The sequence below is a fragment of the Nostoc sp. S13 genome, assembly GCF_029379315.1.
GTDB lineage: Bacteria > Cyanobacteriota > Cyanobacteriia > Cyanobacteriales > Nostocaceae > Nostoc.
In genome coordinates, this window is sequence record NZ_JAQYWQ010000067.1 from 1 (window position 1) to 14,272 (window position 14,272).

At 43.0% G+C, this 14,272-nt stretch carries 12 protein-coding genes; 9 read left to right on the forward strand and 3 right to left on the reverse strand.

The window, feature by feature from the left end:
- Positions 1–994 precede the first annotated feature (994 nt).
- From rsmA to PUQ00_RS19830, 9 genes are all read left to right on the forward strand, one after another.
- Positions 995–1,843 carry a 16S rRNA (adenine(1518)-N(6)/adenine(1519)-N(6))-dimethyltransferase RsmA gene (gene rsmA / locus PUQ00_RS19790; RefSeq protein WP_300419788.1) on the forward strand — a complete coding sequence of 283 codons (849 nt, stop codon included), beginning with the start codon at positions 995–997 and terminating at the stop codon, positions 1,841–1,843.
- A 100-nt stretch (positions 1,844–1,943) separates the two neighbouring features.
- The gene (gene ispE, locus PUQ00_RS19795) at positions 1,944–2,897 is read left to right on the forward strand and encodes a 4-(cytidine 5'-diphospho)-2-C-methyl-D-erythritol kinase (protein WP_300419791.1); all 954 of its coding nucleotides are present in this window, start codon (positions 1,944–1,946) and stop codon (positions 2,895–2,897) included.
- A 155-nt stretch (positions 2,898–3,052) separates the two neighbouring features.
- Positions 3,053–3,382 carry a DUF3082 domain-containing protein gene (locus PUQ00_RS19800; protein WP_300419794.1) on the forward strand — a complete coding sequence of 110 codons (330 nt, stop codon included), beginning with the start codon at positions 3,053–3,055 and terminating at the stop codon, positions 3,380–3,382.
- 304 nt (positions 3,383–3,686) lie between these two features.
- Positions 3,687–4,637, forward strand: a complete 951-nt coding sequence (locus tag PUQ00_RS19805; RefSeq protein ID WP_300419796.1) for a D-2-hydroxyacid dehydrogenase — start codon at positions 3,687–3,689, stop codon at positions 4,635–4,637.
- Between the two features lie 330 nt (positions 4,638–4,967).
- Complete coding sequence (locus tag PUQ00_RS19810) at positions 4,968–5,840, forward strand: S-methyl-5'-thioadenosine phosphorylase (RefSeq protein ID WP_300419798.1); 873 nt, start codon at positions 4,968–4,970, stop codon at positions 5,838–5,840.
- A gap of 283 nt (positions 5,841–6,123) precedes the next feature.
- Complete coding sequence (gene cbiM, locus PUQ00_RS19815; protein WP_300419799.1) at positions 6,124–6,876, forward strand: cobalt transporter CbiM; 753 nt, start codon at positions 6,124–6,126, stop codon at positions 6,874–6,876.
- A 31-nt stretch (positions 6,877–6,907) separates the two neighbouring features.
- Complete coding sequence (locus tag PUQ00_RS19820; protein ID WP_300419801.1) at positions 6,908–7,282, forward strand: PDGLE domain-containing protein; 375 nt, start codon at positions 6,908–6,910, stop codon at positions 7,280–7,282.
- Positions 7,283–7,522: 240 nt separating this feature from the next.
- A complete protein-coding gene (gene cbiQ / locus PUQ00_RS19825) occupies positions 7,523–8,302 on the forward strand; it encodes a cobalt ECF transporter T component CbiQ (protein ID WP_300419803.1) in 780 nt (259 codons plus the stop codon).
- Positions 8,303–8,322: 20 nt separating this feature from the next.
- On the forward strand, positions 8,323–9,102 hold the full coding sequence (locus tag PUQ00_RS19830; RefSeq protein ID WP_300419805.1) for an ATP-binding cassette domain-containing protein: 780 nt from the start codon (positions 8,323–8,325) through the stop codon (positions 9,100–9,102).
- 546 nt (positions 9,103–9,648) lie between these two features.
- Here the strand turns inward: PUQ00_RS19830 and PUQ00_RS19835 are convergent.
- The 3 genes from PUQ00_RS19835 to PUQ00_RS19845 all read right to left on the reverse strand — a co-directional run bounded on the left by PUQ00_RS19835 (position 9,649) and on the right by PUQ00_RS19845 (position 14,181).
- Complete coding sequence (locus tag PUQ00_RS19835) at positions 9,649–10,770, reverse strand: ABC transporter permease (protein WP_300419807.1); 1,122 nt, start codon at positions 10,768–10,770, stop codon at positions 9,649–9,651.
- Between the two features lie 257 nt (positions 10,771–11,027).
- A complete protein-coding gene (locus PUQ00_RS19840) occupies positions 11,028–12,134 on the reverse strand; it encodes an ABC transporter permease (RefSeq protein WP_300419809.1) in 1,107 nt (368 codons plus the stop codon).
- A gap of 94 nt (positions 12,135–12,228) precedes the next feature.
- Entirely contained in the window at positions 12,229–14,181 is a 1,953-nt protein-coding gene (locus tag PUQ00_RS19845) for an ATP-binding cassette domain-containing protein (protein WP_334739203.1), read from the reverse strand.
- Positions 14,182–14,272 lie beyond the last annotated feature (91 nt).

Below are 14,272 nucleotides of genomic sequence, written 5' to 3' on the forward strand. Positions count from 1 at the left end.
GTGTTAAGCATACCGCCAGCGTTCATCCTGAGCCAGGATCAAACTCTCCGTTTTGTTGTGTTTCGAGTTTGTGGCTCCGAAAAAAAATATTTCCCGGAATCCTATCTATAAATTCGATTATCTTTTTGGGAAATCCCAAAACTAAAATCTTTTGACGAGGATTGGTTTTTTTCTTAAGCTTTCAAAGTATTATGTTTTTCTAGGTTCAGCGGTGGTTGGCATCTTTCGCCTTTCCACTCAACTAGAGTAACTAGTCATCCCCTAGTTTGTCAAGGGGTAAAATTATTTTTTTTCTAAAAGAGCAAATCTTTTGACTGGCATTACTTTCAGGTGAATGGGTTAAGCAACACGAGAGAGGCGAAAAGGAAGTTGGTGAACCTTCTTGTGTGAATAATGCACGTTGCTAGTTAGTGCCCATAAATGGGATCTCATGCAGATTGAATGATTATGGTAATAATTATCGAAAAAGCTAGGAGCCAGTCTTGGTGAAGGGATTTATGCTGAATCAAAATGCCCAAACTAATTATATAAAAGCCAGAAATGTTGCAGAGCTTGCAGTTTAAGACTCTTAATGCTATGGGTGAGGCTTCTTGTATTGACATTTGAGTACTCGAAGAGGCTACGCTCGCTACCCCGACGTTTGCGGAGCGTCTTATATATAGAGAAGATAGGCAGTCCCTTATATGAAGATCCGTTAGAGTGAGTCTAGCGCTGTAGAGGGATTTCACAATTTATAAGGTACTAATTTTGTCAAGACTATGAGCAAAAAATTTCGGGAAATGGGAAAAAGAAAAATTACCGCAATGAATCCAGAAATTTCAGTGGGTTGGCGTACTGCTACCGGGAAGCAACCTACGCGTAGCTTCTGGTAGAGAAGCCTTGCGGTTGGCATTGGCTCTGGCAAAGAAGGCATTACCATGATAATTGTCCAATCAGATTTTTTAACTAGAATTTTTGAGAAAAAGCTAAAAACTAGACTAGGCAAGAAATACAGATGATCCGACCGCGTAAGGTCTTTGCTCAACATTGGCTCAAAAGTGAAAAGGCGCTCAACGCAATTATTCAAGCAGCAGAGTGTACAGAAAGCGATGGCTCCGCCAACGCCAAGGGCGAACGCGTCCTGGAAATTGGGCCAGGAACCGGTATTCTGACTCGTCGTTTATTACCCTTAGTGCAATCTCTGGTTGCAGTTGAAATAGACCGCGACTTATGCGAACTATTGGCAAAGCAACTTGGTAAGACTGAAAATTTTTTACTGCTGCAAGGGGATTTTCTGACTCTGGATTTACCATCTTACCTGGTAGCCTTTCCCAATTTCCAACAGCCAAATAAAGTAGTAGCCAATATCCCCTACAACATTACAGGGCCAATTATTGAGAAACTACTGGGTACGATCGCCAACCCTAACCCTGAACCATTTGACTCAATAGTGTTGCTGGTACAAAAAGAAGTCGCAGAAAGATTGTATGCTAAACCAGGATCAAGAGCCTTTGGGGCATTGAGTGTGCGGGTACAGTATTTGGCTGAGTGTGAGTTAATCTGCACAGTTCCAGCGGACGCATTCCATCCACCGCCAAAAGTTGATTCAGCAGTAGTGCGATTGCGTCCCCGAAAAATAGAAATACCAGCACTTAACCCAGGACGATTAGAGAACTTCTTAAAGTTGGGGTTTGGTGCCAAGCGCAAAATGTTACGAAATAATTTGCAATCTATTATGGAACGCGATCGCCTGAGCCACTTACTGGAACAATTAGAAATAAATCCCCAAGCCAGAGCCGAAGACCTCAGCGTTCAGCAATGGGTAATCCTAGCAAATGAGTTAGGAGTTAAAAGTCAGGAGTGAGGAGTTAAGAGTGAATATGTAGATGATTGCTTTGATTCAAAACCCAAAATTTAGCCATTCACAATTAGCAACTCATAACCCCTAACTTCTAACTTTCAAAATGCGTTCCTACAGTTTAATTGCCCCTGCTAAAATCAACTTGTATCTGGAAATCATTAGCGACCGCTCTGATGGCTATCACGAGTTAGCGATGATACTTCAAAGTATTGGTCTTGTAGACCAAATTGATGTGTGTTCCATCAGCACTGACAGCATACGTGTTCACTGCAACCACCCACAAGTACCGACAGATAAAAGTAATCTAGCATACCGCGCGGCAGAATTAATGGTGAGGCAATTTCCTAAAGCCTTTGCTAAATATGGGGGCGTGGAGATTACTATCAACAAGCAGATTCCTGTAGCTGCTGGGTTGGCTGGAGGTTCGACGAATGCAGCAGCTGTGTTGGTGGGGATAGATTTACTATGGAAGTTGGGATTAACTCAGTCAGAATTAGAGGAGTTAGGAGGCACACTTGGTTCAGATGTACCATTTTGTGTCGCGGGTGGAACTGCGATCGCAACAGGTAGAGGTGAGCAACTTTCTCCGCTGCCAAGTTTGGATAGTATATATATAGTGTTGGCAAAATACCGCAGCCTGGAAGTTTCCACCGCTTGGGCATACAAAACCTATAGACAGCAGTTTGGTAATTCTTATCTTAGAGATAGCGACAACTTGGCAGCCCGTACTAGTGCAGTTCATTCAGGAGTAATAGTAAAAGCTATCCTGGATAAAGATGCAGGAGAAATTGCCCAAAAACTGCACAATGATTTGGAGCGCGTGGTATTGCCAGCTTATCCCCAAGTCTTGCAACTGCGAGAAGTGTTTGCAAATCAGGAAGGCGTTTTAGGAACAATGATGTCTGGTTCGGGGCCAACAGTATTTGCTCTTTTTAAGTCTCAACAGCAGGCAGAAGAAGTTAAGCTGCAAGTGAGGCAAGCAATTCTTGATCAAGACTTAGAATTGTTTGTGACTCGGACAATTACACATGGTATTCAGGTGGCATCTTCAGTTTAAATAAATCTTGATGGTTAATGAAGGATAGGGAATAAGTTGATGAACTTTTAAGTTGCATAGTTTAAATCGCCATAAAGACGCAATTTGAATGACGATTAGTTGAGGACAATAATTATTCTTAATGTTTCAATCTAAAATCTAAAATATAAAATGTTATGAATGACCAAAATCTTACACCACAAACAGATGCTAAAGAACAGATGGCAACGAGTCCGTTACGCTGTTTTACTGGGGCGGTGATTTCGGGAGGAATGGGATTTGCAGTGTATTCGCTGATGATTGCGATCGCCACAAATTTTGCAACTAAGCCTATCCATTCAATTAATCCATTGGTGGTGAAGATTTCTTCTGCTGTTCGGACTTTGGTTGTTGGTGTAGTTGCTTTGGGAAGCGTAATATTTGCAATAGTAGCAATTGGTTTGTTGGCTTTGGGAGTGCAATTATTAATACAGCAGTTGACCAAAGAAAAAAGTAGTGAAAACTAGTAATTTTGTAAAATTATTTCTGATTTGCCGCATTTGATGTAAGCACCCGCTAAATCCTTCGGCTGAAGAATTATTGGCAGTCGCTATCATCCCCAAAAACTACCAAATTTTGATAGAGTAATGGGTGATTATGAATAGCGAGCGCTCCTGGCGATTTGGTTGCACAATCCAAAATCCCAAATCGTTCGACTGAACGCTCACGCCGTACTCCTTCTCTACGAGACGCTCCGCGAACACAGAAGCAAGCTACGCGTAGCGTTCCGCAGGAAAGTCCAAAATCCAAAATGGAATGGGAGAGTAGCAAATGGTAAAACTAATTTTACCCGATCATCTTATTGCTGATATTGAGCCACACCTACCATCTGATATAAATGTTGTGCAGGTCGATAGTGAAGGCAATCTTGATGGTGATGTCAGTGATGCAGAAGTTTATGTCAACGGATTTTACCTGAAAACTTCTACACTTGACAAAATACTAACAGCAGCACCCGCACTACGTTGGCAACAGTCACCGAGTGCTGGCGTCAATCACATCCTCACACCAACTTTTTTACAAAAGGACATTATCCTCACTAATGGGGCAGGAGTTCACGCAATTCCAATTTCAGAATTTGTCCTGGCATTCATGCTCTATCACGCCAAGAATCTGCGGAAATTGCAAACTTTGCAGAATGAACACACTTGGATAAGAGGAGTGTTTCTCGAAGAGTTGGCAGACGCGACTTTATTAATTCTTGGCACAGGAAATATAGGTAAAGCGATCGCATCTCGTGCCAAAGCTTTTGGAGTTCAAGTTTGGGGTAGTCGTCGCCATCCCGAACCCCTACCAAATTTTGACAAGATTGTGGGTGCTGATGAATGGCGATCGCTCCTCCCGGCACCAGATTATGTAGTTATTGCTACACCACTGACTCCAGAAACTAAAGGCTTGATCGATGAAGCTGCATTGCGCTCTATGCGTCAATCTGCTTACCTAATTAATATTGCTCGTGGTGCAATAGTAGATGAAGCCGCATTGCTCACCGCACTACGTGAGGAATGGATTGCGGGTGCTGGATTAGATACTGTTGCCACCGAACCTCTGCCGCCGGAAAGTCCCTTCTGGTCGCTACCAAACGCCTTTATCACACCCCATTGTTCAGCCCTTTCGCCACGCCTGAGAGAGCGTATAGCACAACTGTTTATCGACAATCTCAAACGCTACCAAAGCGGTCAGCCCTTGCGGAATGTCGTAGACAAGCAAGCAGGATATTGAGTAATTCAAATATTGGGCATTGGGCAATCAGAAATTTTATTGCAAAATTATTGCTTGAATAACTGGGTGATGACTTCTATCTGCACGTAAACCAACAATTAATCGACTATCTGGTGAAATTAAATATGCGTTATCCAGAACCCTTGTAGAGATGTACCACTGCTACGTCTCTACATTCTTTTTCACGCCTATGTCTAATAGGTAATAATTCAAGAGTGTTAGGGGCACGAAATGCGAGCGCGTAGCTCGTCGTAAACATCGCTTTATTTTCGGCTACTCCCCTTTTCGATAAAATAACTTAGCAGATGATCAAGGAACGAGTTTAGAATCATGGCTCAAGCTAGTGTTGGGATTATTGGTGGTAGCGGTTTGTATAAAATGGACGCGCTCCAAGATGTCGAAGAGGTGCAAGTCCAGACCCCCTTTGGTTCACCATCTGATGCTTTGATTCTGGGGACTTTGGATGGTACACGGGTAGCTTTTTTAGCGCGTCATGGACGCAATCACACGCTTTTACCCTCTGAGTTACCATTTCGCGCTAATATCTATGCGATGAAGAAATTGGGTGTAGAGTATTTAATCTCAGCGAGTGCTGTGGGTTCCTTGAAAGCAGAAGCGAAACCACTGGATATGGTGGTGCCAGATCAGTTTATTGATCGGACAAAAAATCGGATTTCAACGTTTTTCGGTGAGGGAATTGTTGCTCACATTGCCTTTGGTGATCCGATTTGTAAGAACTTAGCTGTTGTGTTAGCAGATGCGATCGCATCTCTGAATTTACCACAAGTTACTCTCCATCGCGGCGGCACTTATGTGTGCATGGAAGGGCCGGCTTTTTCCACTAAGGCAGAATCGAATCTTTACCGCAGTTGGAATGCAACAATCATTGGCATGACGAATTTACCAGAGGCGAAGTTGGCAAGGGAAGCTGAAATTGCCTATGCAACTTTAGCGCTGGTGACAGATTACGATTGTTGGCATCCAGACCATGACAGTGTGACAGTGGAAATGGTGATTGGCAATTTGCTGCGGAATGCTGTGAATGCTCAAAAGGTAATTCAAGAAACTGTGCGGCGGTTGAGTGAAAATCCACCACCGAGTGAGGCGCATTCGGCGTTGCAGTATGCGATTTTGACTCAGTTGGATAAAGTACCAGCAGGGACGAAGGAAAAGTTAGGGTTATTGTTGCAGAAGTATTTGTAGTATCGGTGATCAATGAGCGATCGCTACGACTATGACACTGGTGAGGCTCAATGAGTCGCTAATGCCGATTAGCTTACCCGCGCCAGATGTGTGTCGCGTTTGCCCAACATGATTTTGCGGCAGCGAGGACAGAAGCGATCGCACCCAAAACCGATGTAGCGAAGTCGATAATTTATTATTGACATATTATGCCCCCCTACCGGATTGAAATTTTTAGAGAATACATGGTCTACTGAGAAACTAGACCGTTAAATAATCTGGCTGCAAAGGACACTTCTTAAATATGAACACAGTAGCGTTCACGGGTATTTCGTCCTTCAGCTGGCTGTACTGGGTAATACAGCCGCATTTAGCTATGCATATTCCAGATGGCTTCTTGAACTTACCCGTTATCGTTGTCACCTGGATAATTGCCATCGGTCTAATTGCACTAGCGATTAGGCGATCGCAGGCAGAATACCAAGAACGAGCTGTACCTTTAATGGGGGTTTGTGCAGCATTTATCTTTGCAGCACAAATGATTAATTTTCCGATTCCTGGCGGAACTTCGGGACACCTTTTGGGGGGAACGCTAGCAGGAGCTTTATTAGGGCCGTGGGCTGGGTCACTAGTGATGGTGACAGTGTTCATCGTGCAGGGTGTTCTGTTTCAGGATGGTGGACTGACGGTATTAGGAGCCAATATCTTTAATATGGGATTGATCGGTACATTTGGTGGTTATTATCTTTATCGCACAGTAAGATTTGCTACAGGGCGCGATACCTTGCGAGGAGTGGTAGTTGGCGCGGCGATCGCAGCTTGGACAAGCGTGGTCGTAGCTTCAGTTGTCTGTGCCTTGGAACTTGCTTTGTCGGGAACAATTCCTCTAGCGGTGGCTTTGACAGCTATGGCTTCTTGGCACGTCCTAATTGGCATTGGCGAGGCGCTGATTACTGTAGCAGCACTCAGTTTTATTTGGCGGACTCGACCAGACTTATTTTATGATTCGCCCCGTCAGATCAAATCATCTGCCTCTCGTCCCATCTCTCGGTATTAAAAGGTATTTATGGAATCAGGACTGAATACTTATGAGTAGCAACCTCTCACACTCGCGCAACCGGGCTTTTGTCATCACTGGCTTAGGTATTGCTCTGCTGATTGCAATTTTCCTTTCGCCACTGGCTAGCAAAAATCCAGATGGGCTAGATAGAGTCTCAAAAGACCTGAAGTTTGACACCCAAGAACTAAAACAGAAACCTGCTCAGAAATTACCCTTTTACAGCATATTTAATGAGTATGCTCTTAGAGGTGTACCATCCGCGATCGCCACACCATTGGCTGGTCTAGTAGGAACCTTAGTAACTTTTGGTTTAGCTTGGGGTATTGGCAAGTTAGTTGTGCGTGGTTCTACTTCACCTTCTACAGAGGATGATGCTTATTCAGACTCAGATGCGCCAGATTAAAAAAGAATTCAGAACTCAGAATGCAATCAGTCGGGGATTTAAACCTATTTATTCATCCGCCCTTCTCTTGTCAAAGATGCTGCGCGTAGCGTCTCCTTTAGGAGAAGGGCTGTAGGGAGAAGACCGCGCTGCTAACGCTCGTAAAAAAGCGCAACGGACGCTAACATCACTCGTACAAAATTCATGCTGAATTCTGACTGCTGAATTCTTCTTGTTAAATACAGATACGAACTTAACATCATGCTGCTACACGTTGGGGGCTTTCTGCTGGATGTCGATAGTAAACAGATTACTCCCTGGCACAAACTTGCTCCCCGTACCCGGATACTCTGTACATTGTTGTTCGTGTTTGCTATTGTCCTAACGCCAGATGGGCATTGGTCGACTTGGGCTATTTATGGATTAGCTCTCTTGAGTCTATTATTAGTGAGCCGAATCACCCTATTAGTACTACTGAAACGATTGGCAGTTGAGCTAACATTTATTGGTGTCGTTCTCCTGGGTACGTTATTCCGGGGTGGGGGCGAGGTGTTATGGTCTTGGGGGCCATTACAGATTACGACAGTCGGACTAACTATCTTGGGTAGTGTGACACTTAAGGCATTGCTATCGCTGTTGATACTGAACTTACTGACTTTAACGACTTCGGTAACGGCATTGCTTCACGCGTTGCTCCAACTGAGAACTCCACCACTATTAGTAGCAATTCTGGCATCTATGTATCGCTATATCAGCGTATTAATTGGCGAGTTTAACGCTATGCGTCGAGCAGCCGAGTCCCGAAACCTGATGACTAACAACCGCTCTATCCGTTTAATTTTTGGCAATATGATTGGAGCGCTGTTTATCCGCACTTATGACCGGGGAAATTTGGTTTATCAGGCGATGCTATCACGGGGTTATCAAGGAGTACCACCGATGATGGAAAAAGTTGCATCAGGGGGACGATCTGACGTTGTGGCTTTGAGTTTAACTATAATTTTGGCGCTGTTGGGTCAGGCTATTTACTGGCGGAAATAACATTTCTTGACGTTGTATTAATGCATCATAATCCCATATCAATTCAAAATCTTAACTATACTTACCCTGACGGAACTCAAGCTTTGAAGGACATTAATTTGTCTATCAAAGCAAGTGAGCGAGTGGCATTAATCGGAGCCAATGGTTCAGGAAAATCTACGTTGCTGTTACATCTCAATGGAATTATCATGCCTCAGTCGGGACAGATAACGATTGGAGAATGGCCTTTAACTGTTGAGAATTTGCGAAACATTCGGAATTTTGTCGGGTTAGTATTCCAGAATCCAGATAATCAATTGTTCATGCCAACCGTTTGGGAAGATATTGCTTTTGGCCCAATGAATCTGGGTTTCCAAGGCGAGAAATTAATCCAGCGAGTTCTGCAAGCAATGGCAGCAGTTGATATTGATCCCCAATGGTATGGGCAACGGTATACCGATAATTTATCTGGAGGTGAAAAAAAACGGATTGCGATCGCTGGAGTTTTGGCAATGAACCCACAGATATTAGTATTTGATGAACCGTCGGCTCAATTAGATCCCCGTTCTCGTCGTCAATTCATTGAGTTGCTGCAAAGCTTACCTCTGACGCAACTGATTGCAACCCACGATTTAGATTTAGCTTTGGATTTATGCGATCGCACAGTTGTTCTCAGTCAAGGTCAGATCGTATATGATGGCGAAACTGAGAAGGTAATGAGCAATCCAGAGTTTTTGCTTGGGCACGCTTTAGAGTCACCACTAAGCTATAGTCGCCCCTACTGTCAGCTGGAACATGCACCTGTCAACCCATCTCGATAAAGGGAATTTATTTGAAGAAGAAGTCAGAATTCAGGAGCAGAGCCAATACGGTTCGGTTAAGGTGCATAGTCCTTAAAGATCCCCCTTAGTCCCCCTTAAAAAGGGGGAAATAGAGCCATTCTTACCCCCCCCCTTAAAAAGCAGGGCTGTTTCATTCCATTTCAAACAGGATTTGTCAAGATGGTTAGCGAGAAAATTGTAAGTAAAAGTGACCCTGAGATGAACATTTAAGCACTTAAATATCAGTAAGATAGTTCATTTTATCGGCACGCTGGTAACAAAATAACTAATTTTTAATTGCTATAACCCTTGATTTTTAAAGCTTTTTAGGGAACGAAACAGCCCTGCCCCTTAAAAAGGGGGGTTGGGGGGATCAAGTCTTATCCGAACCGTATTGGGAGCGGAGCCGGAGACGCTCTGCGGCTTGGCGTCAGAATCAATACTTCTCTACGAGAGGCTGCGCCAACGGTAAGCTCAGTAACGATCAGTGGGTAATTCAGATCCACCACTCATACAGAATTCATACTGAATTTTGTTTCAATAACTTTAGCTTAACTGACTGCGAAACTTACTAATACTAATAGTTAATAACACAATAGCAAAGGCGACTAAAACTAAAACATTCATCCAAAGTACATCTAAGCCAACGCCTTTGAGCAAAATGCCTCGAACGATCGCAATGTAATGGCGGAGAGGATTGAGTAAGGATAGGATTTGAAAGAAGGGAGGCATGGCTTCAATGGGTGCGATCGCGCCAGAAGTTTGTACCATTGGTAAATTAATAAAGAAAGATGTCAGGACTACTTGTTGTTGGGAACTACTCACAGTCGCCAACATAATACCCAGGCTAATCCCGACAAATACATACATACTTGATAGGGCAAAAAATAGCAGAAAATCACCTCGAAATGGTACATGAAATATTACTGTTGCTAAAGTGATAGCTAATAAAACATCTCCCATTAATAAAAATGCTAAAGGGACAATTTTCGATAGTAATATTTGCCAGTTAGCAGCCGGAGTCATTAATAATTGTTCTAAAGTTCCCGTATCTTTTTCCCGAACAACAGTAATTGCTGATACTAATGTGCCAATTAATGTTAAAACTAAACCCATAACTCCTGGTACAAAAAACCAACTACTCGTCAGTCCGGGATTGTAAAGAAATACAACTTCAGATGAAACTGGGGGACTTGCTTGACCTTGAGTTAATTGCAGATTATATTGTTGGATAATTTGATTCATATAATTTCCTGCAATCCCGGCTGTATTGGCATTTACAGCATCGATAAATACTTGAATTTCTGCGGATTTTTGTGCCAGTTGACGCGGAAAATCGGGAGGAATTATGACTCCGACATCTAGCTTTCCTTCTTCTACCTGACGACTCAATGCTTTTTCACTGTTTGGTACAGACTCTAAACTAAAAATGCGATTTGATGTCATGGCTGAAACTAACTCCCGACTAGCGCTGACGTTAGCATAGTCAATGACACCTAATCGTAAATTATGAACGTCGGGATTGAGGATAAAGCCATACAGTAATAATTGGACTGTCGGCGGGACTATCAACAAAACAATTAATTGTTTATTACGGAGAATTTGATTAATTTCTTTCCGCACTAATGCCCAAAAAGGACTATTAAATAATCGCTGAATAAGTTTCATAATTTTACTGTTTAAGGAACCGCAGAGACACAGCGAAAAGTCAGAGCGGAAAATGCGGTCTTCTCCTAAGGGGAGACGCTAAAAGCGATAGCGAAGCGGTAGCGAGTCATCGAGCGTCTGGGGTCTCCCCCTTCGGATTCGGTAGTCCCTCTTTGTTGGGACAACAAGACCGGGCTACCTCACCAAGAGGAGCAATTTTCCAAGAGAGCGCCGGCTTCCGGCAATCTGAACTTTTCAAGACAGAGAACACAGAGAGATTAATTTGGTAATTGCATTCGACTTAAAACTCGGCGTGATACGTTGAAAAATACTAATCCTAAAGCTGTAAGCATAATTAAATCAAACCAAACTCCGGCAAATCCTGTACCGCGCACGAAGGCATCACGAGTGATATTAATGTAATAACGCGCCGGAATTACGTTAGGTAGTAGTGATAAGGGGAAAGGAATATTGTTCAGGGGATAAATAAAACCTGAGAGTAATAAGGATGTGATAAAGCCTACGAGAGAAACGCCTTGTACAGCAGCATTTTGGTTACTGCTACGGACTCCTAAAAGTAACCCAAAAAGAACGCTATCTGTCAGAAATAGTAAAGTGCCAAGTAGTAATGTTATCGGGTTGCCAACTATGCCAACTTGGAAAATAATTGAGCCTAATACCATAACTATTAATGCCTCGGCAATAGCAATTAATACGTATGCTAATCCTTTACCAAGTAATAGTTCGGTGGCACTAATACTCGAAGCATAAACTTGTAAAATCGTCCCTTTTTCTTTTTCTCGTACCATTGCGATCGCAGACAGCAATGAAGGAAAAATCCACAGTACAACGCCGTAAGTTCCTGGTACAATATACAGCGATTCTAATCTACCAGGATTAAACCATAAACGCATTCGTGCTGTAATACTACTAGTAGCGGGTAGCAGTCCATGTTCCTGCATGAAAAAGTTTGTGACTCTCTGAATACTATTTTTAATTACACGGGCATTGTTAACATCAGTTGCATCGATTAATACTTGTACATTTGTACTTCTACCTGCTTGAATATCGCGGCTAAATTCTGGCGGAATAATTACAGCAGCTTTGGCGATTCCCTTATCTATGGCATCGCGTGTGGGATTACCACCAGACCATTGTTTAGGTACAAATTGATTAGTAGCATATAATCGTTCAATATAGCTGTTACTTAGGTTTGTACGGTTGAAATCCTGTACTATTAAGGGAATATCTTTACTTTCCAACCTAATAGCGAAGCCAAAAATTATTAAGGTGATAAATGGCAATAAAAATGCTAGTGCCAACGTCAGGCGATCGCGGCGAAATTGCGCTATTTCTTTCACACATTGAGCAAGAATTCTTTTCATATATATTGAGTATTGAAGGCTGAGACTTGAGCAATTAAATTTAGGATTGGAATTAAATTTGAAATCCAAAATCCAAAATCTAAAATTTCTACTCCTATCCTTGGGCTCGTTGTACGATACCAATAAAAGCATCTTCTAAAGAAAAAGGAATGGGACGCAAAGAATTGATCGTAATTTGATTAGCTTCTAAAAGTTGAGTTAGTTGATTTATTTCCTGTTCGGGATGATCGAGAACAACGTGTAAACTATCAGCAAAAATTGAGACGCGCCAAGACTCAAAGTGTTGTTTGAGTAACTTGGAAGCAGCTTGGTTTTGATTAACAATAATTTCTATTAGTTGTCCCGGTTGCGAGGCTTTGACAGAACTTGGCGAACCTTCGGTGACGGTTTCTCCTGCAACCATAAAACTCATGCGGTTGCACTGTTCAGCTTCTTCTAAATAGTGCGTTGTTACTAAAATGGCTGTACCATTGTGGGCAAAGTCATTAATCAGTTTCCAAAACTGGCGACGTGCCAACGGATCTACCCCCGATGTTGGTTCGTCTAAAAATAAAATATCTGGTTCGTGCATCACGCAAGCACCGAAAGCAACTCGCTGTTTCCAACCTCCCGGTAGCTGCCCAGTAATCATATTTGCTTGCCCTTCTAAGCCACAGGTAGCAATTACCCAATCAATTTTTTCCCGTCGGAGTTTGCGAGGTACGCCGTAAACTCCGCTATAAAATTCTAGATTTTGCAGAATAGTTAAATCGTCGTAAAGGGTGAATTTTTGACTCATATAACCAATGCGTCGCCGTAAGTCTGCACTCCGCAGATTTCCTGTTTCACCACCCAAGGAAATTTCACCGCCGCTTGCTTCTAGTAATCCACACAACATTTTAATTGTGGTGGTTTTGCCAGCACCATTAGCACCTAACAACCCAAAGATTTCGCCGTAGCGGATTTCGACGTTGACATCTTTAACGGCTTGGAACTTGCCAAAGATTCGACTGAGGTTGTGGGCATATATGGCTACTCCCCTTGTCTCCCCCTGTCCTCTTTTGCGAGAACGAGGAAATGGTAAAAATTGCGGTACAGAACCTTGTTGTCGCAGGCGCGTGACAAAGACGTTTTCTAATGTGGGTTCGCCATGCTCGATACTAGGAGAAGGTAACTGATGTTGTTGCAGTAGTTCGCGGACTTGGATTTCGCCGGATTTTATATCTTTGACGAGGACATCCAAGCGATCGCCAAAAGTTTGCACATCTACTATATTTGTTTGGATAGTCTGGGAGAGTATTTCTTCTGTCGCTTGCAGATTTGCTGTTCGCACTTCTAAGCGATGCAAGCCTAAGTTAGCCCGTAAGTCTGCGGGTGTGCCAATTTCATGAATTTGCCCACTATACATCAAAGCCACGCGGTGACAGCGTTCAGCTTCGTCTAGATATGGTGTAGCGACTACAATTGTCATCCCCTCGGCTGACAACTCTGCTAGCACATCCCAAAATTCCCGGCGGGAAACTGGATCAACACCTGTGGTAGGTTCATCTAGTAACAAAACTTCTGGTTGAGAAACCAAAGCACAACACAGCGCCAGCTTTTGTTTCATCCCACCAGAAAGTTGTCCCACTAAGCGATCGCCAAATCGCTCCAAATTCATTAATTTTAAATATTTATTGCGGCGTTTTTGTAACAAATTGTCTGCGACTTGCCGCAACCCTGCGGCATAACGCAAGTTTTCATCAATACTCAAATCCAAATACAGAGAAAACTGTTGGGTGAGATAACCTGTGATTAATCGGGCATCTCGTGCAGGTTGATTAAATATTTGTACGTCTCCCGCCGTTGCTTCCATGACACCGCCCAAAATGTGAAAGGTACTAGTTTTTCCTGCACCGTCAGGGCCAATTAATCCAAACATTTCACCTTTGTTGACACTGAAATCAATTCCCCGTACAGCAGCTAAGTTTCCATAGTGCTTGTGTAAGCCATGAACTTTAATTGCTGTAGGGGGAAGACTAGATGATTGCGGTGAGTTTGGAGTAACAACTGTTCTTTGCTGTTGCATCATTTAGCGTCTTAGCTTGGAGAATTGAGGGTGGAAATTTAAACGCAAAGGGGAGGCAGCGCGTTGCGGTGAATCCAGCGCTGTAGGCGGG